The 19853-nt window shown below is 62.8% G+C and carries 17 protein-coding genes; 7 read left to right on the top strand and 10 right to left on the bottom strand.

Annotation, left to right across the window (positions count from 1 at the left end; all coding sequences use genetic code 11):
* Position 1 precedes the first annotated feature (1 nt).
* Positions 2-1696 (bottom strand): dihydroxy-acid dehydratase, encoded by a 1695-nt coding sequence (gene ilvD / locus U2H20_RS11790; RefSeq protein WP_430592473.1) that lies wholly within the window; start codon positions 1694-1696, stop codon positions 2-4.
* Between the two features lie 104 nt (positions 1697-1800).
* On the opposite strand from ilvD, the gene U2H20_RS11785 reads away from it, so the two are divergent.
* Positions 1801-2619, top strand: a complete 819-nt coding sequence (locus U2H20_RS11785) for a sugar phosphate isomerase/epimerase family protein (RefSeq protein ID WP_430592472.1) — start codon at positions 1801-1803, stop codon at positions 2617-2619.
* Between the two features lie 61 nt (positions 2620-2680).
* Here U2H20_RS11785 and U2H20_RS11780 read toward each other — a convergent pair whose 3' ends face one another.
* Positions 2681-3343: a TetR family transcriptional regulator gene (locus tag U2H20_RS11780; RefSeq protein ID WP_430592471.1), complete on the bottom strand. Its 663-nt coding sequence runs from the start codon at positions 3341-3343 to the stop codon at positions 2681-2683.
* 115 nt (positions 3344-3458) lie between these two features.
* Between U2H20_RS11780 and U2H20_RS11775 the strand changes: the two genes are divergently transcribed.
* From U2H20_RS11775 to U2H20_RS11755, 5 genes are all read left to right on the top strand, one after another.
* Positions 3459-6335 carry an MMPL family transporter gene (locus U2H20_RS11775; protein WP_430592470.1) on the top strand — a complete coding sequence of 959 codons (2877 nt, stop codon included), beginning with the start codon at positions 3459-3461 and terminating at the stop codon, positions 6333-6335.
* Positions 6332-8575 carry a YhgE/Pip family protein gene (locus U2H20_RS11770; protein ID WP_430592469.1) on the top strand — a complete coding sequence of 748 codons (2244 nt, stop codon included), beginning with the start codon at positions 6332-6334 and terminating at the stop codon, positions 8573-8575. Before U2H20_RS11775 ends, U2H20_RS11770 begins: the two co-directional genes overlap by 4 nt.
* Positions 8576-8612: 37 nt before the next feature.
* Positions 8613-8822, top strand: a complete 210-nt coding sequence (locus U2H20_RS11765; RefSeq protein WP_430592468.1) for a hypothetical protein — start codon at positions 8613-8615, stop codon at positions 8820-8822.
* The gene (locus U2H20_RS11760) at positions 8819-9706 is read left to right on the top strand and encodes a carbohydrate kinase family protein (RefSeq protein WP_430592467.1); all 888 of its coding nucleotides are present in this window, start codon (positions 8819-8821) and stop codon (positions 9704-9706) included. Before U2H20_RS11765 ends, U2H20_RS11760 begins: the two co-directional genes overlap by 4 nt.
* Positions 9707-9813: 107 nt before the next feature.
* Positions 9814-11043 (top strand): pyridoxal phosphate-dependent aminotransferase, encoded by a 1230-nt coding sequence (locus U2H20_RS11755; RefSeq protein WP_430592466.1) that lies wholly within the window; start codon positions 9814-9816, stop codon positions 11041-11043.
* Between the two features lie 38 nt (positions 11044-11081).
* On the opposite strand, the gene U2H20_RS11750 is transcribed toward U2H20_RS11755, so the two are convergent.
* The 6 genes from U2H20_RS11750 to U2H20_RS11725 form a co-directional block, all read right to left on the bottom strand.
* Complete coding sequence (locus U2H20_RS11750) at positions 11082-11669, bottom strand: DUF1349 domain-containing protein (RefSeq protein WP_430592465.1); 588 nt, start codon at positions 11667-11669, stop codon at positions 11082-11084.
* Between the two features lie 82 nt (positions 11670-11751).
* Positions 11752-12147, bottom strand: a complete 396-nt coding sequence (locus U2H20_RS11745) for a hypothetical protein (protein ID WP_430592464.1) — start codon at positions 12145-12147, stop codon at positions 11752-11754.
* Between the two features lie 229 nt (positions 12148-12376).
* Positions 12377-12871: a hypothetical protein gene (locus U2H20_RS11740; protein ID WP_430592463.1), complete on the bottom strand. Its 495-nt coding sequence runs from the start codon at positions 12869-12871 to the stop codon at positions 12377-12379.
* The gene (locus U2H20_RS11735) at positions 12868-13113 is read right to left on the bottom strand and encodes a hypothetical protein (RefSeq protein ID WP_430592462.1); all 246 of its coding nucleotides are present in this window, start codon (positions 13111-13113) and stop codon (positions 12868-12870) included. Before U2H20_RS11735 ends, U2H20_RS11740 begins: the two co-directional genes overlap by 4 nt.
* A gap of 146 nt (positions 13114-13259) precedes the next feature.
* Complete coding sequence (locus U2H20_RS11730; protein ID WP_430592461.1) at positions 13260-17237, bottom strand: DUF7507 domain-containing protein; 3978 nt, start codon at positions 17235-17237, stop codon at positions 13260-13262.
* Positions 17238-17477: 240 nt separating this feature from the next.
* Positions 17478-18092 carry a hypothetical protein gene (locus U2H20_RS11725; protein ID WP_430592460.1) on the bottom strand — a complete coding sequence of 205 codons (615 nt, stop codon included), beginning with the start codon at positions 18090-18092 and terminating at the stop codon, positions 17478-17480.
* A gap of 462 nt (positions 18093-18554) precedes the next feature.
* On the opposite strand from U2H20_RS11725, the gene U2H20_RS11720 reads away from it, so the two are divergent.
* Positions 18555-19124 carry a tyrosine-type recombinase/integrase gene (locus U2H20_RS11720; protein WP_430592459.1) on the top strand — a complete coding sequence of 190 codons (570 nt, stop codon included), beginning with the start codon at positions 18555-18557 and terminating at the stop codon, positions 19122-19124.
* On the opposite strand, the gene U2H20_RS11715 is transcribed toward U2H20_RS11720, so the two are convergent.
* Complete coding sequence (locus U2H20_RS11715) at positions 19096-19497, bottom strand: hypothetical protein (RefSeq protein ID WP_430592458.1); 402 nt, start codon at positions 19495-19497, stop codon at positions 19096-19098. The genes U2H20_RS11720 and U2H20_RS11715 overlap by 29 nt on opposite strands.
* An 18-nt stretch (positions 19498-19515) precedes the next feature.
* Positions 19516-19851, bottom strand: a complete 336-nt coding sequence (locus tag U2H20_RS11710) for a hypothetical protein (protein ID WP_430592457.1) — start codon at positions 19849-19851, stop codon at positions 19516-19518.
* Positions 19852-19853: the final 2 nt, after the last annotated feature.

Below are 19853 nucleotides of genomic sequence, written 5' to 3'. Positions count from 1 at the left end.
ATTAACCGGTGACTGCGCCGAGCGCAGCAGAACGCACAAGTTTGGAGTATTTCGCGAGGACGCCGCGAGTGTACCGCGGCGGGAGGGGTTCCCAGCCTTCTCGGCGGGAAGCCAGCTCGGCTTCGTCGACGAGTAGGTCGAGCGAGCGAGCTGCGATGTCGACTCGAATGGTGTCGCCATCGCGTACAAAAGCAATTGGACCAGCGTCCACTGCTTCAGGAGCAATATGGCCGATGCACAGGCCGGTTGTGCCGCCTGAGAATCTGCCGTCCGTCAAGAGTAGTACATCTTTTCCGAGTCCAGCGCCCTTGATGGCTGCCGTGATCGCAAGCATCTCGCGCATACCCGGGCCGCCCTTGGGCCCTTCGTAGCGAATGACGACGACATCGCCCTTCGAGATCTCACCGTTCGTCAGCGCATCCATCGCGGCGCGCTCACGTTCGAACACGCGTGCCGGCCCCTCGAACACCTCAGCGTCGAAGCCGGCGGTCTTCACGACTGCACCCTCGGGAGCGAAGCTTCCTTCGAGCACGGTGAGCCCACCGGTCTTGTGGATCGGGTTGTCGAATGTGCGAAGCACCTTGCCATCGAGTGGGTCTGGTCGCAGCGCCTCGAGGTTCTCGGCAACGGTCTTTCCCGTGACGGTCATGCAGTCACCGTTCAAGAGGCCCTCGTCGAGGAGCGCCTTCATGACGACAGGGACGCCACCCTGACGGTCGACGTCATTCATGACGTACTTGCCGAACGGCTTGAGGTCGCCGATGTGCGGCACCTTCTGGCCGATGCGGTTGAAGTCCGCGAGCGTGAGATCAACGTCAGCTTCGTGCGCGATCGCGAGGAGGTGGAGTACGACATTCGTCGAGCCGCCGAAGGCCATTGCCACAGCGATCGCGTTCTCGAATGCGGGCTTCGTCATGATGTCGCGAGCAGTGATGCCCTGGCGAAGCATGTTGACGACTGCCTCGCCCGAGCGGTGTGCGAACACATCGCGACGACGGTCTGCCGAGGGTGGCGCAGCTGAACCGGGAAGGCTCATGCCGATCGCTTCTGCAACCGAGGCCATCGTGTTCGCCGTGTACATTCCACCGCATGCGCCTTCGCCAGGAGCAATCGCGCATTCGATGCGGTGCAGGTCTTCCTCGCTCATGGTGCCGGCTTTACAGGCGCCGACGGCCTCGAATGAATCGATGATGGTGACGTCTTTTTCCGTGCCATCCGAGAGCTTCACCCAGCCTGGGGCGATCGATCCCGCGTACAGGAAGACGCTCGCGAGGTCGAGTCGCGCTGCTGACATGAGCATGCCCGGCAGCGATTTGTCGCAACCAGCGAGCAGGATCGTGCCGTCGAGGCGCTCTGCCATGACGACGGTCTCAACGCTGTCGGCAATGACCTCACGGGAGACCAGGGAGAAGTGCATCCCCTCGTGCCCCATGGAGATACCGTCGGAAACGGAGATGGTGCCGAACTGCAGCGGGTATCCGCCGCCGGCGTGCACGCCTTCTTTTGCCCCCTGAGCCAAACGGTTCAAGGAGAGGTTGCACGGCGTAATCTCGTTCCAACTCGAAGCAATACCAATTTGTGGTTTTGCCCAGTCGTCGTCGCCCATTCCAACGGCCCGGAGCATTCCTCGACTTGTCGCGGCTTCAATGCCGTCGGTGACAACGCGAGAGCGGGGCTTGATATCGATGCCTGCCATGGCGTTCAGTCTAGAGCGAATTTCATGCCAAAAATGACGGTTCGGACCGGGGTACGACCGGAATGCGTAGGCCATCGGTGCTGAAGGAGCGTAGCGTTATCTCCATGATTCGAGTTGGAATGAGCACCTCCTGCGCGTACCCCCTCAAAACTGAGGACGGCTTTCGCCTTGCCAGTGAGGTCGGCTTCGACGGCATTGAGATCATGGTCACGAACGAGAAACTCAGTCGTGATCCAGAAGCGTTGCTCGCACTGAGCGAGAAGTACAACATGCCGATCCTCTCGATTCACGCCCCCGTGCTCCTGCTCACGATGTTCGTCTGGGGTCGCGACCCCTACGTCAAGCTCGACCGTGCGGCCGAACTCGCGAAGCAGGTCGGTGCGGGAACCGTCGTGGTGCACCCGCCGTTCCGCTGGCAGGGCTCCTACGCCCGTGAGTTCGAACGGCTCGTCCGCGAGATCTCACAGAAACGCGAGATCGAGATCGCGGTCGAGAACATGTTCCCGTGGCGCGTGCGCGGCCGCGATGGCAAGGCCTACCTGCCTGGCATCGACCCGAGCGAGATGGATGTCGACGCTGCAACGCTCGACTTCTCGCACTGCGCGCTCTCAGGTCGGGATTCGCTCGAACTCGCCAAGGATCTCGGCGACCGGCTCCGTCATATTCATTTGACCGATGGCGTCGGCGCTGAAGGTGGCAACACCATGTTCGACGAGCACCTTCCGCCGGGGCACGGCAACGAGCCCGTTGCTGAAGTCCTCGAGATGCTCGCGGCCAACAATTTCACCGGTGATGTTGTCGCGGAGGTCTCGACGCGACCTGCGAAGAACGACCGTGACCGGATCCGACTGCTCCAAGAAACACTCGACTTTGCCCGCGAGCACCTTGGCCAAGCGGCGCCGGGCTCGCACTCGCACAGTTAACTCTTGCCGCTGCGGCGCTTGAGTCTGCGGCTGCGGAGCTGCGATCTGCGGCTGTCGCGCCTCAGCTCCTGCTGTCGGCGGGTTCCGCGATCATCGAATACACGAACGCTGCGAGGGTGTCGACCGATGAGGCCGAGTCGATCGTGCGGCCTGATTCGAGTTCGATGAGCCGTTGCTCGCATGCCGCGTCGTAGATCAGCGAGATGCCGCGCGTCACGATCTCCACGGGAAAACGCAGTTCGAGTCCGGCGACCTTGATGAGCCGTTCGAGCATGCCTTCGAGTTGGCGGTCCTGTTTCTCGATCACCGAGACGTACTGCTTCGCGTGATCCGTCGAGCGCATGCCGAGGAGCCGGTATTCAGCACACAGGAGCGCAAAACTGAGGGAGTCTCGGTCGAGCGGCAGCAATTCTTTGACCACTTCGCCAACCCACTCCGGCGTCAGCGACTTTCCTTGCGAGTTCGCAAGGATCTCGGCCGCGGCTCGCTCGGAATTCTTCAGGTTCTCCTCGATCGCCCGATCGCGCAGCATCGTGAAGAGTTCGTCCTTCGATTCAAAGTTCGAATAGAAGGCGCCGCGAGTGAATCCAGCACGTTCGCAAATGGCCTCGACGCTCGCCGCAGGAACTCCGACTTCGAGGAACACCTCGGCGGCAGCGTCAAGCAAGCGAGCGCGAGTGCGCAGCCGCTTCTCGGAGGCGGCGGGGGTTTCAGCTGTCGACACGGAGCACTCCATACATATGAAAACCAAAGTGGCGGATACATGACTGTATCGGATACAGTCGTGTATCGGATACAGGGCTGTATCGAATCATATCCCCACCCTTCAGGAGTTTTCCGTGTCTTCCTTCTTGTATTCGCTCGGCCGTTGGTCGTTCAACTTCCGGAAAACAGTGGTCGCGATTTGGATAGCGGTGCTCGTTCTGGCCGGCGCAGGCGCGCTGTTCCTCAACCAGGGCACCGACGATGCGGTCTCGATTCCCGGCACCGAGTCGCAAGAGGCACTCGATCAGCTCGCAGCGACCTTCCCGCAGGTCAGCGGCGCTTCAGCGCAGATCGTGATCGCGGTGCCCGCCGGCGATGCAGTCACAGACGAGCCATACGCCAGCGCGATCTCTGACATCGTCGAAGAACTCGGCGGCTTCGATCAGGTCGCCGCTGCAACCGATCCGCTCGATGGAACGATCGACGGACTCGTCTCTGAGGATGGCGAAGCCGCGATCGTGCAGTTGCAGATGACCGGCGAGCTCGCCGAGATCACCGACGACACTCGCACCGCACTTGAAGACGCCGCCTCCGAACTCTCCGCGGCCCTCCCCGACGCTCAGGTTTCCATCGGCGGCCAGCTGTTCAGCCAGGCGTTCCCAGAACTCACGATCACCGAGGCGATCGGTGTCGTCGTCGCGCTCATCGTCTTGTTCGTCACCTTCGGCTCGCTTCTGACCGCGACCTTCCCGCTCATCACCGCGCTGCTCGGCGTCGGGATCACGATGGCGCTGATCTTCACCGCAACCGCAGTCGGCCAGATCAACTCGACCACGCCGATGCTCGCACTCATGCTCGGCCTCGCAGTCGGTATCGACTACGCGCTCTTCATCCTTTCGAGGCACCAAGATCAGCTCCGGGACGGGCTCGATCCAGAGGAATCAACCGCACAGTCGGTCGCGACCGCTGGGTCCGCCGTGATTTTCGCGGGTGTCACCGTCGTCATCGCGCTCGTGGGGCTGGCAGTTGCCAACATCCCATTCCTGACGACGATGGGTGTCGCCGCCGCAGTCGGCGTTTCGCTCGCCGTCCTGATCTCGATCTCGCTGCTTCCGGCGATCCTCGGATTCGCCGGCATGAAGGTCCTGCCCAAGAAGCAGCGCCGCGCACTGCTCGAAGGAGTTCGCGGCGACGCAGACGATGCCCAGTCGCTTGCGCGAACTGGCTCGGAGTTGCAGCAGACGAACGGAAACCAGGGAGCGCCAGCGCCTCACGCAGACAGCGAGGCAACCTCGGTCACCCCACCAGCAGCACCGAAGAAAGCAAGCTTCGCGAACCGGTTCTTCGCCGGGTGGGTGAGGATTCCGACTCGTTGGCCGATCCCGACCATCGCAGTGGTGCTACTGATCGGCGTCGCGCTCGCAATCCCCGCGGCCTCGCTTCGACTCGCGCTGCCGGACGCAGGCCAACTGCCCGCAGACGATCCAGCCCGCGTGACCTACGACCTGGTTGAAGAACACTTCGGCGCCGGAGCGAACGGACCGCTCATCGTGACGGGATCGATCGTTTCGAGCAACGACCCGCTCGGACTCATGGACGACCTCGGCGCAGAGATCGCAACCTTCGACGGTGTCGATTCAGTCGCACTCTCAACCCCGAACGAGACCGCAGACACCGGCATCGTGCAGGTCGTCCCGACAGGCGGTCCGCACTCTGAAGAGACCGCGGCCCTCGTGAAAGAAATTCGCGACAACCACGACTACTTCGAGGACAAGTACGGCATCAGCATCTCCGTCACCGGGTTCACTGCCGTCGGCATCGACATCTCAGACCGACTCGGCAATGCTCTGCTGCCCTTCGGACTGCTCGTCGTTGGCCTCTCGCTCGTCCTGCTCATGATGGTGTTCCGCTCGATCTGGGTTCCGATCAAGGCGACCGTCGGCTACCTGCTTTCGGTGGTCGCCTCGTTCGGAGTCGTCGCGCTCGTCTTCGAGCACGGGGTCTTCGCGGACGCCCTTCACATTCCTTCGCAAGGCCCCGTGATCAGCTTCATGCCGATCATCTTGATGGGTGTGCTGTTCGGGCTCGCGATGGACTACGAGGTCTTCCTCGTCTCGCGAATGCGAGAGGAATACGTGCACACGAAGGACGCGCGCGGCGCGATCCGCAGCGGATTCCGTGGTTCCGCGAAGGTGGTCACTGCAGCGGCGGTCATCATGCTCGCGGTGTTCGCAGCCTTCGTGCCCGAAGGAGATACGAACATCAAACCGATCGCACTCGGGCTCGCGACCGGAATCTTCGTCGACGCATTCATCGTTCGCATGCTGTTCGTTCCGGCGGTCCTGCAGCTGCTCGGCGACAAGGCCTGGTGGATGCCGAAGTGGCTCGACCGAGCACTCCCCCACTTCGACGTCGAAGGCGAGAGCATCCACAAGGAGCTCGCACTGCGCAACTGGCCAGAAGACGGCCCCTACGCAATCGCAACCCAGGACCTCGGTCTCGCAGACGAACAGCAACTCGTGTTCCGCGGACTCACGCTGCGAGTGCGCGATGGCGAAGTGCTGTCGCTTCGCGGAGAGCCCCTCGCAACCAGCATCGCGCTCTCGACACTCGCCGGGCGAGTTCCAGCGAGCGAAGGCATCGCGAAGATCGCAGAGTACGCGCTGTCGGCTCGGGCCTCGAGCGTGCGCAACAAGGTCGCACTCATCACGCTTCGCGAGTCGGAGAATGCGCTCGCCCTGCTGCGTACCCGGCTTGCAGAGCAACCGCGAATTGCGATGATCGATGGCCTCGACAGCATCCCAGAGGGCGAAGAGCGCCGGAGCGTGCTCGACTTCCTCGAAGCGGCTCGCGCAGAGCGACGTGCTGACAAGCCACTGACGCTCGTCTTCGCGACGCAGCTCGACCTCCCGGGCGCGTTCACCGCGCAACCGGTCACCCTCAACACCTCACCGACCCAAGCACCGGCCGGTTCCGCTCAAGACCTCCCGAAAGTTGGTGCGTTCGCATGATGCAGCGCCTCTCAATTGAACGCGTCGACGGCAGTCGCGCACGGCTCCTCACCCTGATCGGACTCCTGCTGATCCCGCTGACGATCGCCGGCGGACTGGTCTGGGCACTCTGGTCGCCGACCGACCGCCTGAACACGGTGCACGCTGCGATCGTGAACAACGACGAACCCGTCGACCTCGATGGGCAGACCGTGCCACTCGGCCGGCAGCTCAGCGGAGCACTCGTCGGCGCGGAAGACACGAACTACACGTGGACGATCACCGACCAGGCGGGCGCAGACGCTGGACTCGCTGACGGCACCTACGCTGCCGTCGTGACGATCCCCGAAGAGTTCTCTGCAGCAGCCACCTCGTTCAGTGGCGATGCAGCAGACGCGAAGCAGGCGACCATCGACGTCACCACCTCAGAACGTTCGAAGCTGCTCGACGATGCGATCACTTCGGTCATCACGACCACGGCCTCGAGCCTCATGGGGCAACAGCTGACCGAGAACTTCTTGGAGAACATCTTCCTCGGCTTCAACACAATCGGTGATGAACTCGGCACTGCCGCGGATGGTGCCGGCGAACTCTCCGATGGCCTCGTCGAACTCGCCGACGGCACCGCACAGCTCAATGACGGCGCCCAAGAACTCGCGGCCAACATGCCGGAGTTCACCGACGGCGCCTCCCAGCTCGCCTCAGGCGCGCAGGAGCTGAGCGGCGGCGCTTCTCAGCTCTCGAGCGGCGCGAACGACCTCTCCTCGGGAATCCAAACCTTCTCAAGTGGAGTCAACGATCTCAATGGTGGAGCCTCGTCGCTCGCTGCTGGAATCGGGCAGTACACCGGTGGTGTGAACGAGCTTTCCGCTGGACTCAACCAGCTGAACGCGGGCGCATCGCAGTTGCCCGACGAAGCAACCGCCAACCAGCTGACGACCCAACTGGGATCCGTGCAGTCCGGACTCGAGACCGCCTCGGGTGCCTTGACCGAGCAAGCGGGCAACCTCAACGCTCTCGCTGCGAGCTGCGTGGTCTCCGGCGGCTCTCCTGAATTCTGCGGACAGCTTGCCAATGTCAGCGGCGGCATCAGCACAATCGCAGGAAACGAACCGACGACACCCGGCATCTCCGACCTCGTTGCAGGCTCCGGCCAGTTGAACGATGCGGTCACACCGCTCGTCGGCTCCCTCCCTGCGCTCTCGGACGGTATCGCTGCGAGCGCGGGCGGCGCACAGACGCTCGCCTCGTCGGGAACGGAACTTTCAACAGGCGCGAACACGCTGGCCGACGGCACACAGCAGTTGTCGAGTGGCGCAACCACCCTCGCTGGTGGTGCGTCCGCGCTCGCCGGAGGGACGAACGAGCTCGCCGACGGCGCCTCGCAACTCGCCACGGGAGCGGTCGCGTTCTCCGACGGCGCCTCCGAACTCTCTGTCGGCATCACGAGCCTCGCCGAGGGTACAAGCGGACTCGCAGAGGGCGCTGGCGAAGCGAGCACCGGCGCGGTCTCACTCGCTGACGGTCTCGGCCAAGCAGTCGATGCCATTCCGAGCTACTCCGACGCGGAAAGCAAGCAGCTCTCGACCGTCGTTGCGAGCCCAGTCGCCTCGAGTGATCCGAGCCTCGACTTCGGGACGAGTTCTGCACCGCTGTACGCCGCGCTCGCCCTGTGGCTCGGAGCACTCGCAACCTTCCTCGTCCTCCGCGCTGCGCCGAAGAACATGCTTGGCTCCACGCAGTCATCGACCCGCATCGCATTCCGCTCGCTCCTGACTCCGGCGCTCCTCGGTGTTGCGCAGGCGATCCTCGTCGCTGGCGTGCTGCAACTGCAGCTCAAGCTCGGTCTTGCCGAATGGTTCGGCTTCGCCGGACTCCTCGTGCTGGTCGCCTTAGCCTTCGCGGCCGTCAACCAAGCGCTCGTGGTTCTCCTCGGCGGAACGGGTCGATTCGTGTCGCTCCTGATCGCCGTGCTGACCCTCGGCGGTGGCATCATCTCGACGGCGCCAGCCTTCCTGCAGTCACTCGCGGGAGCCATGCCGACGGGCCAGGCCGAAGACATGCTGCGTGCAGCGACACTCGGAATCGACGGACTCGGCGGCGGCATCGTCGCGATCATCGCCTGGATGCTGCTCAGCTTCGCAGTCACTGCGATCGCGCTTGCAAGCCGACGAAGCAACTCGAGCTACACCGTGCTGCAGAACTTCCAGCGGAGCCGTGGGACGGCAGCGTCGAAGCGAAATCCGGTCGGTGCGCACTGAGGCAACGCGGTAGCGTTATCTCGTCGAAGGAGGCAACATGCGTAAGTACTTGTTCAACACAGGATTCATCTCCTCGGTGGTGAGCGGTGTCGGTGTCGCGAAGGCAACAGCGAACGGTCCGCGCGACTGGCGACTTGCGCTGCTGTGGGCGAGCTGGGGCATTGGTGTCGCACTCGCGATCGGCAGTGTCATCGAGCAGAACAAAATGGCCGAACTCGAAGACGACGCACGAGAACTCAACAGATGAGCCCCTCGGTCGTCGTCATCGGTGATGTACTCGTCGACGTCGTCGACGGGCTCGCATTGCCAGGTGGAGCCGGCTTCAATGTCGCGATCGGTCTTGCGAAGCTCGGCAACGACGTGACGCTGATCGGCATGGTCGGTGACGACGATTACGGTCGCCAGCTCGAAGAAGCGTGCAAGGGCGCGGTGACGCTCGTGAAGACGCCCGCGCCGAACGGATCGGCCGCTGCAATCGCGAGTCGAGTCGACGGCACCATGCAGTACGAGTTCAACTCGGCAGCAAAAGCGCGTTCAATCGTGATCGAGGCCGACGCGCAGCACGCAATCGACAATGCAGATCTTGTCGTCGTCAGTTGCGTGGCGCTCGAGGACGGGGAGCAGTGCGACGCGCTGCTGTCGGCCGTCCCGGATTCGCGTGCTCGGCTCGTGATTGATGCGAACCCTCGCCCCGGCTACCTGGACGATGCGAGCGACGTTCGTGCCTTCGGTGACAACCTTCGTCGAATCGCCCCGCACGCCGCGCTCCTGAAACTCGGCGATGAAGACTCGCAGTTGCTGTACGAGCGCGACGTCAATGAGACCGCTCGTCAGTTCCTTGATGCAGGCGCCGGCGGAGTGCTCGTCACGCGCGGCGAGCACGGCGCGAGTCTCGAGTTCCGTGGCCTCACGAAGGTGAGCGCGCCGATCCACGAGTTGGACTCCCCGATCGTCGACACCATCGGCGCGGGCGATGCGACGCTTGCGGCCATCGTCGACTCCATGCTCGAACAGCGCCCGATTTGGGGATCAGCCCTCGAACGAGCGATGACGATCGCGGCGCTCACCTGCCGAGTCGCCGGTGGCGACCTGCAGGTGCCGAACGATGAGCTCGATTCCCCGGCTTCCTGACACGCTGTGATCGCACGGCCGCACGGGTGACGTACCGCACATCGTGAGACGCCAGTGGGGTGGGATTGGACTCCCCTCCATCGAAAAACACGGGCTACCCTGGTGAAGTGAACAACCCGCTCCGATCTCTCGACCAGTCATCAAAGCTGAAGAACGTGCTCTACGAAATTCGTGGGCCAGCACACGCTCACGCGGCGCGGCTCGAGGCCGAGGGTCACCGGGTGATGAAGCTCAACATCGGTAACCCAGCGCCGTTCGGGTTCGAGGCTCCGGAGACGATCGTGCAGGACATGATCGCCGAGCTTCGAAACGCGCAAGGGTACTCCGATTCACGAGGCGTGCTCTCTGCTCGACGCGCCGTCGTCACACGCTATGAGAGCGAAGACAACTTTCCCGCGCTGACGGTCGATGACGTCTACCTCGGCAATGGCGTCAGCGAACTCATCACGATCACTTTGCAGGCGCTGCTCGACGAGGGCGATGAGGTCCTCATCCCGGCGCCCGACTACCCGCTCTGGACCGCGATGACGGCGCTTGGCGGCGGCACTCCCGTGCACTACCTCTGCGACGAAGCGAACGATTGGAATCCCGACCTCGCTGACATCGAAGCGAAGATCACCGACAAGACCAAAGCGATCGTCGTGATCAACCCGAACAATCCGACCGGTGCGGTGTATTCACGCGAGGTGTTGCAGCAGATCGTCGAGCTCGCACGCAAGCACTCCCTGCTGATCCTGGCCGATGAAATCTACGATCGCATTCTCTACGACGATGCGAAGCACACCTCGATCGCGAGCCTGGCGCACGATCTGCTGTGCATCACGTTCAACGGGCTCTCCAAGACCTACCGGGTTGCGGGATACCGCGCCGGGTGGATGGCGATCACGGGCCCCAAGCATCATGCGAAAGGCTTCCTCGAAGGAATCCAGTTGCTCGCCTCCACGAGACTTTGCCCGAACGTGCCAGCGCAATACGGCATCCAGGTTGCACTCGGGGGCGTCCAGTCGATCGAGGAACTCATCGCGCCCGGTGGGCGGCTGTACGAGCAGCGTCAGATTGCGGTCGATGGATTGAACTCGATTCCTGGCGTCTCGTGCGTTGTGCCGAAGGGTGCGCTCTACGTGTTCCCGAAGCTCGACCCGAACGTGCACGAGATCCACGACGATGGCAAGTTCGTCGTCGATCTGCTGCTGCGGGAGAAGATCCTGGTGGTTCAGGGCACCGGCTTCAACTGGCCAACGCCCGACCACTTCAGAATCGTGACCCTGCCGTGGGCTGCCGATCTGAACGATGCGATCGGGCGAATCGGGAACTTCCTCGCGTCATATCGCCAGTAGGCCTCCGGCGAACGCTGCCCCGGCGACGCTGCGTGCCGTCACTGACCGGGGTGCAAACTCGCATCGGCCTCGGTTTCACGCCATTCGATGAACTCGACCGTCAGCCCCTCGCGCGTTGGCGCGCAGCAGAACGGTCCGGCGCTCACTGCTGCATCCTCGGCGAGCGGTGCAACCCTCACGAGTCGCCACGGCTCGTCATCGACCCGAGCTCGGATCGTCAGAGCGTTGCCAGAGCGACTCGCGCGCATCGTCACGAGGCGCCCGCTCCAACCATGGACGGGAGCCAGCGACCAGTCGGATTCATTTCGAGTGACAACGGCTCCGAGGTGCTCTTCACCATCGCTGAACTCGATCCCGGCTTTGATCCAGTTGCTCGAGTCAACCTTGACGAAGACACCGGCCTGATCGAACTGGGCGCTGAAGTCGAGTCGGAACATCACCTCGACCGCCGTGTCCTGGATGAGCGGGCGAAGCAGAGCATGCTCGGAATAGTGCACGAACCCGTACGAGGTCGTGCGCCAGGCATCGCTGCCTTCACGGGCCGTCACATACAGAGCGTCACTGCTCTCGCGGACCGCACTCGGCTCGTTCGTCCAGTCGCCGTGCGACCACGGAATCTCGATCATGATCTCAGGATGCCAGAGACCGGCTCGGCGGGAAACGTCCCCGCTTGGCTCATGCTCTGCCGTGGCGAGGGTCGTCCGGGGCCTACGACTCGTGCGATTTGTCTGCGGAGGCCTGCTTGTCTGGGGTGTTCGGCGTAACTGAGCGGTCCGGCACCTGGGGCGACGCTGAGGTCTGTGCCGCGAACGCTGCGAGGAGACGCCGCTCGAGAATGAGATTCTCGTCTCGCACAAAGGCTTGCGTCCGCGCGTGCTGGCGCTGAACGCCACCGAGGACAATCCAGCCGACTCCAGCGAGCATCGCGAAGCCGAACGCGAAGTTCGAGGCGAGCGCGAGGTTGGCTTTCGCAGAGATCTCATCGGGGGTCAGTGCTCGGCCGAAGGGAGCGACGATGTTCTCCCCCGCGAAGAACAGGGCAAATGCCGCGCCGAGTGCGATCACGGTTGCCACGGCGAGAACTCTCTGGTGTGCGGTATCCATGCGACAACGCTATTCCACTAGTGAATTCGCGCATCCCACCCCGGCGAATATATGGCGAAGCGAGCAGGCCCAAATTGCCTTGCTGACTCCGATTCGCTGCATGCCAGATGGCTTTCGGCAAGCAGCTCACGTTCCATTGCTCGATCGATTCCGCGCAGAATTCCGGCGATCACGAAGAAAATGACTGCGCCAAGAAGCGGAGTCGTGAATGCACGGGCCTCAGGATGACTCAGCGCACCGGCTGCTCGCCGACATTCTGATCCTCTAAGGCACGAGCGGCAGCTTCGAGATGCCGAACCACCTCGGCGGCAATCTCAGGCCCCCAGATCCGGGCTCCGCGAGCTTGGAACGTGACATTCGCGATCATGTGGCGGAGGAACCCGGTGTCAAGCACCTGTCCCTCCCCGTGAGCAGAATCTCTCGGGACGAATGGCAGTTCGTCGTGAGCTGGGGCGCTGAGATCCCGGATGCTCGGTGCCGGGCGTCGATAGCCGGCGTCGTGAAGCCCGCCTGCGATCGTGGCAAGAAGGGGCGTGCTTTCCCGCAATGGCTCGAAGCGCTTCGCCGTGACGGAGTGACGCCACGCAGATTGCTCCTGTTTGCAGAGCAGAGCGTCTGCAGGAATGACGCGCACGAGCGTGTCGACCATGGCGTCAACTTCCGCGTTGGTGTGCACGGCCGACTCAGCGATTCGCGAGTCGCTCTGGCGCAGAGTGGCGGTCATCGCTGAGGGAAGAGCCACGCGGGCAACAAAGGCTTCGCACGACGCACGAGTTCGATATCCGAGGGATCGAAAATGTCGATCGTTTCGGTCGATCCCCACCCGTACCCGTAGAGTTCGCCGTCTTCGCGATAGTTCGGGTTTTCGTTGAGCGCCTCGATCTTGAATTCGACCCCGGTCGACTTCATTCGCACGAGGTCTCGCCGAGCGAACAATTGTGGTTCGCTCACGATTGTCTTCTTCATTGTTGTTCCTGATCTCTTCACCCAAAGTGCGTCAATCTCAAGACGAGCGAAACCGCGGTTTATTACGCTCTTTCAGACGAAAAGCCGAATGCCGCTCTCGATAGAGAGAGCGGCATTCGGTGTCGAGCAGAGCTCGCTGATTTCGCCTAGGAATCAGCCTGCGCGTTGCGTCCGAAACGACGAGACGTCAAGAACGCTGCGCCCAGGATGAGCATGATTCCCACCAGGATGACGACGCCAGAAACACTGGAACCTGTCGTTGGGAGGTGCCCGCTCTGCCCGGGCGTGTGGCTCGGAGCCGAAGGTGCAGGCGCCGACGGCGTGATCGATGGGTCCGGCGTCACCGTCGGCTCTGGGTCGGTCGACGGATCCGGTGTCACAGTCGGCGGAATGGTCGCTCCGTCAACGGTCACAGCCGCGTCGTCCTCCGCGGTCAGGGCATTGCCCAGCGAATCGGTTCCGGTGGCTGTCGCAACGTTGATGTAGCTCTCCGTGACGTTCTCCTGCGTGAGCAGGATCACACGAGATTCACCGGCGCCGAGTTCCCCGATAGCGATTTCTTCGCCGAGCGCAGGGTCAGAAACCAGAACGTCCGTCAGCGCGCTGTTTCCGGAGTTCGTCACCGTGAGCTGCCAGTACGCTGCCGCACCGGATTCGAGCTCCTGGGTTTCAACCCAAGGGCCCGACTCCGCATCTGCGACCAGCTTTTCGAGCGTGAGCCCGGAGGTCACACCGTAGTACCAGGAGTCATCGGAGCCCACCAGGCCGGCCCCACCGGCCGGGTTCTCCGCTGATACTGCAACCGTGTTGTGGTACTGACCTTCGATGACAACGCCCGTGGCACTGAGCGTGACGGTCTCGCCCACCGCGAGCGCCGGGATCGTCTGTGAGAAGACGACGTTCCCGTCGCTGTCGGTGTCGACAACGAGCACGTTGACGAGGTCGAGTTCACCAGTGTTCGTCACCGCGTACTGCCAGGTCACGTCGTCACCTGGCGTCAGGCTCAGGCCGGGCGCCTCGGTGACGTCCACACCGTTCGTCGTTTTCACGACTTCGAGTCCGGCCGCTCCCGCGAAGTACCACGACTCGTCCGTGACGTCCTCGAGCACGACATCGAGCGGCTGCCCAGCATCGTCGACTGGTGTCGCAGAGGCGGTGGCGGTGTTCTGGTACTGCCCGAGCACTGCATCACCAGTTGCCGTGAACGTGCGCGACTCCCCTGGCTGCAGCGGGCCGGTCTCGGTGGAGGTCGGCGTGAACGTCCCGCTTGCTCCCGTGCCGTCCGTGAACGCATCCGAGATTGCGACATCCGCCAGCGCGGTGCCTCCCGTGTTCGTCACCGTGTATTCCCAAGTGACGAGCGATCCTTCTGCAACGAGCGCTCCGGGTGCCTCACTGTAGGCAACACCATTGGTCGTCTTCACGAGCGTGAAGGCAGGGTTGGGTGCCGCAGTGATGATGGCGTTGTTCGACGAGAAGCTTCGAGGGCTCCCGTTGTAGATTCCCGAACCGGTCACGTTGTTGGTTGCCGCTTCAGCGAAGTCGACACCCTCCGGCACCGTCGTGGGGACCAGCAATGTGAAGTTCTCGCCACTGGCAATCGATGGAATGGTGATCCGGAACGCGACCGCACCAACCGGGTCCGCACTCCACGTTCCCGAAGTCGCCGAAGCCGCGTCCGAGGAGTATTCGATCGTTGCACCAGATGGCGCTCCGGTCACGGCTGCCGCGAGGGTCACCGCGAACTCCGACTCACGATCGTCACCAACAAACGGCAGTCGGTCAAAGAGCACCAGATCCGTCACCGCGGAAGGGAGAATGTTGCTGACGTACACCTGCCATTCGGCGGTACCCGGCGAAGTCACGACGGCGGAATTGCCCCATCCGTCAGATTCGGAGGCACGCACCAGCTTGCCGATGAGCAGACCACCAGCGGTGACGACCTCGGAGTTCGCGGTCGCACGGGCAATGAGCGTACGGTTCGCGTCGAAGTCGTTCTCGTCGCTCGCGAAGAACGGGCCGTAGCCGTTCATCGGGACGTTCGTGTAGTTCGGATCATCGGTGTACGCCCACGACGTCACTGGGACCGTTGTTTCGGCAGGGTCATATGCCTGCGCAACCACGGTGACCGGAATGTCGTAGCGGTACCCGTCATTCTCGACGTACCTGCTGCTGCTCTGCCCGAAGGGACGCATCGGCGGAAGCGTGTCGAAGGTGAACACGACGACCTGGTGCTGCACGCCAGCGGAGTCGGTGATGGTCTCCGTTGAGACCGTCACACCGTCTCCAACTTCAGGAACACTCAGGTTCGTCCCGAGCACGTTCGGGTCAGAAGGCGTCGCACCGACCGCGGCGTTGTAGAACACGCCCGCTGGGAGCACGACCTTCATCTTCGAATCGGTGTAGGTGTCGGTCTCGTTCTGGTTGACGATTGCTGCACGGTAAATGGCGCTGCCGCCGACTGCAATCGTTGAAGGAGCGAGCACGTTCGTGGTGATGTACACGGCGTCCTCGAATCGGATCGAGGCAGTGTCACTCGCGGGCTCGATTGCAGCCCCACCAGTGAGCGTCCCTGTCGCCGTCGCGACATTCGGCAGGAACTCGCTGCTCGTCGAGTTGTCGGTCACCGATTCGTAGAGCGGGACGAGCGTCGTCAGCACGTTGATCTCAGATCCCGATGGGATGGTCGCATCGGAGGCGCCGGGCGAAAGGGTGTACCGCCATCCGGTGAGGTGCTCGCCGAGGTTCAGCTCGACGACGCCCGTCTGGTTCGAGCCGTAACCCGACGAACCAACCCGCTGCACGACGAGGTTCTGGTTCGTTGCCGTTGTGAACGTGCCCGCGTAGGTCTGCCAGGTCGACTGACCATTGACCTGGTACTCGAACGTGAACGGCACCGCCGCGGCGCGGAGCGCTGAGCTGAAGCTCGCCGAAACGTTGTAGATGTCGGTGTGCGAGAAGAACCGAGCGTTCTCCGCCGAAGCCGATGCAGCGTCGCTGACCACCATCTGGTCGAGCTGTTCAGCATCGACAGTATTCAGGTAGGAGGCCTGCACTCGGTACGTGTGCGCGAAGTATCCGTCAGAGTACGACGACTGCTTGGTCGACTGCGAGGGGTCGGAGTACTTGCCGATCGCGATCTTCTTGTCGATACCGCCGACCATTTCGGGTCCCTGCACGCTCGCGGTCTGACCATTCGTGTGCCAGTTGCCGCTGCGGTCCTGGACCTCGTAGGACACGGTGTTCACTGGCGGGCGGGTCCCGTCGGGGAACACTTCCTCAGGGTAATTGACCGTGAAGTCGATGCTCTGATTCGTCGTTCCGGACAGGCTCGAACCGCTTGGACCGTAGTGGGTCGCGGTGTTCGCATTTTCCCAGGTCAACGATTGTCCGGTCTCGGGCGTCCCGGTGACCGTCCAAGTGCCGTACCCGCTCGAAGTGTTCGTGACCTCAGCACCGATGGGCAGCTGATCGAAGAAACGCTGACCCCAGGTCGCGAACGTGTCGCTCGTGCCGTTCGCGTCGATCGTCGCGAGGTTGAGCGTGTAGGTCACCGCGCGGTTGCCGCTTCCGACAACGGTGCTGAAATTCTTCATCGGACGATACTCGAAATCGCCCGTCACGGCCGTCTGGACGCTGTCACTCGGCGCCGCACCACTCGGTGTGGCAGAACCGGTGATCGTCGCGTCGAACAGCGTCGACTCGTCCTTCAGCTCGTTGCCGTCCTGCTGTACCGAGAAAACGAAACTCGTGAGTTCCTCGGCGAGATCTTTCATCGTGAACGTCACCGTGCGGGTCGTCGCATCGTAGGCGACCGAGGCGACTGGCGAGTCGGCCCCGGTTGGCACAGAGTCGAAGCGAACGCCCTCGTCGAGCACGGTCGTCAGTACGATCCCGGTCGCCGGCGCTGCGGCACTCGCCTCGAGGTCGAGTGTGACCGTGTACGAGAATGCTTGACGAACCGGTGTGCTCACCGGGGCAGTGATTTCGACCGTGTAGTCGCCAGGTGCTGCCTGAGCAGCAACAGTCCCGGCGAGCGCGAACGTTCCCGCGGTCAACGCGGTCGCGAGGAGCATGGCGAGCCGGCGGATACCCCGACGCCTCGGCTGAGTGGGCGGAGCCACAGAGGTGCTTCGTTGCAAAATTGATCCCCTTTGGATCGTTCAGAACCGAATGGCGCGTCAGGGACAGCTCACGCGCGTCGTCAGCGAGATCCGAGCGGACTTCGGGTGACGTACATTCGCAAAATATCTGCGCAAAGGGGCCTCGGGGTACGAGATGCCTGGAGTTTCACCCTCGATTTCACCCTTGACGGGGATTCATCGCGGGAGTCACCCCGTGCACTGCAGGTGGGTGTTCCGGGGTTAGTCGTCGATCCATTCGTCGAGACCAGCGACCTCGAAGGTGAAACTGGTTTCGCCCGAGACGGTCTCGAGCGCTCCGTCGGGGAAGCTGACGGTCAGCGTCGTCGCTCCATCGAGCACGAGCTCAAGGATCTCTTTGGCCTGCCGGGTGCTGAGCGCTCCGGACTCGCCCTCGATCTCGCTCCATCGCGACTCGATCGCGGTTCCGTCGATCTCGAGGAGTGCATTGCACGTGAGCGCGCAGACGCCCGTCTCGAACGCGTCACTCTGCAAATGCACTTGCCGTCCGTTGAGTTCACTGACCGAGACGATGAGCGCGGACGATTCCGATTCGGTCTGTGCCGTTCGCTTCTCGGAGTCGCCTTCGCCATCGACAGCGTACGTCCACGCGCCCGATGCGCTCGGCACGTCACCGTCGCTCGCACCGTCGGTCGAGTCATCGTCGCTCGCGGACGCTGAGGGAACAGGGGTCTGCGTCGCGGTGGTCTCAGCGGGAGCACCCGTGGCACTCGTCTCCACCGGCGCGGAGGGCTCGGCTCCACCGCTCGTGCATCCGCTCATCAGGAGCGCCAGCACGGCTGCGCTCGCGAGCGATATTCCGACATTCGCCTTCATGAGGGTCCTTCCATCGCGTTCAGCACGAGCATAGAAGCGACGACTGGGGCGAAGGCTGAAGATGCGGTGTCAATCCCGAGGACAACAGAAAAGCCCCGCCACGTATGGCGGGGCTTTTGCTCTTGTACACCCCCCCCGGACTCGAACCGGGAACCCGCTGGTTTACGTCCCCCGTTCGGGTGCAGGGTCGCCGCTGCGGCGCGTCGCGTAGCGTCGTTCCATGACACTACCGGTAGCGCAATGGAGCGCCGCCCTCGACCTTTACGACCGCTACCTCGCCGGATCACGAACCGCGCCAAGCTCTCGCAAACTTCGGCGTCACCAACTGCTCCGGCTCGCTCGATGGTGTGAGCTCGCACCCTTCGAGGTGACCGAGGAAGTGCTCACGAACTACCTGGGCGCGCACGAGTGGAGCGCATCGACGATGCGAGGCTTTCGGAGCGCGATTCGGGGTTTCTACAAATGGGCGCGCCAACGAACCGAGTCGCTCTCGATCCTGCCGTCGACCTCCCCTCGGTGCGCGTGGCGATGGGAGTCCCTCGACCGGCGAGCGAAGCGTCGCTCGAAGTGGGACGCCGTTGGGCCACGCCTCGTGTGTCGCTCATGATCGACCTTGCAGCTCGTGCAGGGCTGCGGTGTGTCGAGATTGCTCGCGTGCGGTCAAGTGACGTCGAGCGCGACCTCGTCGGCTGGTCACTGCGCGTTGAAGGTAAAGGCGGGCGCAACCGATTGATCCCCCTCCCCGACGACCTCGCGCGGCGCGTGCGAGGGTTCGCCGATGACTGGTGTTTCTCCGGCGACGACAACGGACACCTGAGCGCACCATACGTATCCAAGCTGATTTCGCGCACGCTCCCGGAGGGCGTGACTGCTCACATGCTGAGGCACCGGTACGCAACTCGTGCGTACTCGGTGGAACGTGATTTATTGGCCGTGCAGCGGCTCCTCGGGCACGCGAGCGTTGCGACGACACAGGTCTACACTCGCGCGCCCGATGACGCTGTCAGGCGCGCGGCCCTTGCTGCGGCCTGACACCTCCGGGTCGATAGGGCTGACCTTGCTGCGGAGGCTGCGGAACTGAGCGCTGATGTGGCGGTGTCGAGATTGGTTGTTGCCGCGGTGGTTGTTGCATCAGGCGCTGCGAGTTCTGAACAGGTACAGGAAGTTCACTAAGAGCTTTCAAGACTCCCGCGAGGCCAAGTGCGATCAGAAAACCGATCGACCCTACCGTGAGCAGAATGTTCGAGAGAGCTACAAAAGCGGTTCTCTGCTCAAGAACATCCGTGTCGATCCCGCCCATCCATGTATCGACGCGCATATTGCTCGCGACTGCTGCGAGAGTAAATGCAGCGACGAGAGCTACCCCTGATATCCAGAGCAGGGCGTTCAAGTAAGCAGATTTCATATGCGCATCCTATGCGGGCTATTCCTTCGCAGGAACAACCTGAATGGGTGGCAATGGCGTGTCGAGGGTCGTTACGGCGGTGCCTGTAGCTGCGGCGAGCTCGGCGCGTAGCTGAGCGTTCTCGGCTTGCAATCCGGTGTTGAGGTTGTCACGACGGTGCAGCGATCCGTTGGTGTTCGTCTCGATGGTGTCGAGTAGTTCGTTGGTCTGTTTCAGACCGTAGATCGAGACTGATGCGGGGATCGCGAGGCCGAGCAGCGCGAAAATGGTCGTCGTGAATGCGGTGACGTGCGGGCTGTCGACGAGCACGAGCACGGATACGCCAGCAAGCACGATGAACGCCGCGAACGTCATGA

Source organism: Humidisolicoccus flavus (genome assembly GCF_045689595.1).
Lineage (GTDB): Bacteria > Actinomycetota > Actinomycetes > Actinomycetales > Microbacteriaceae > Humidisolicoccus > Humidisolicoccus flavus.
This window is presented reverse-complemented; position numbering and strand designations above follow the sequence as displayed.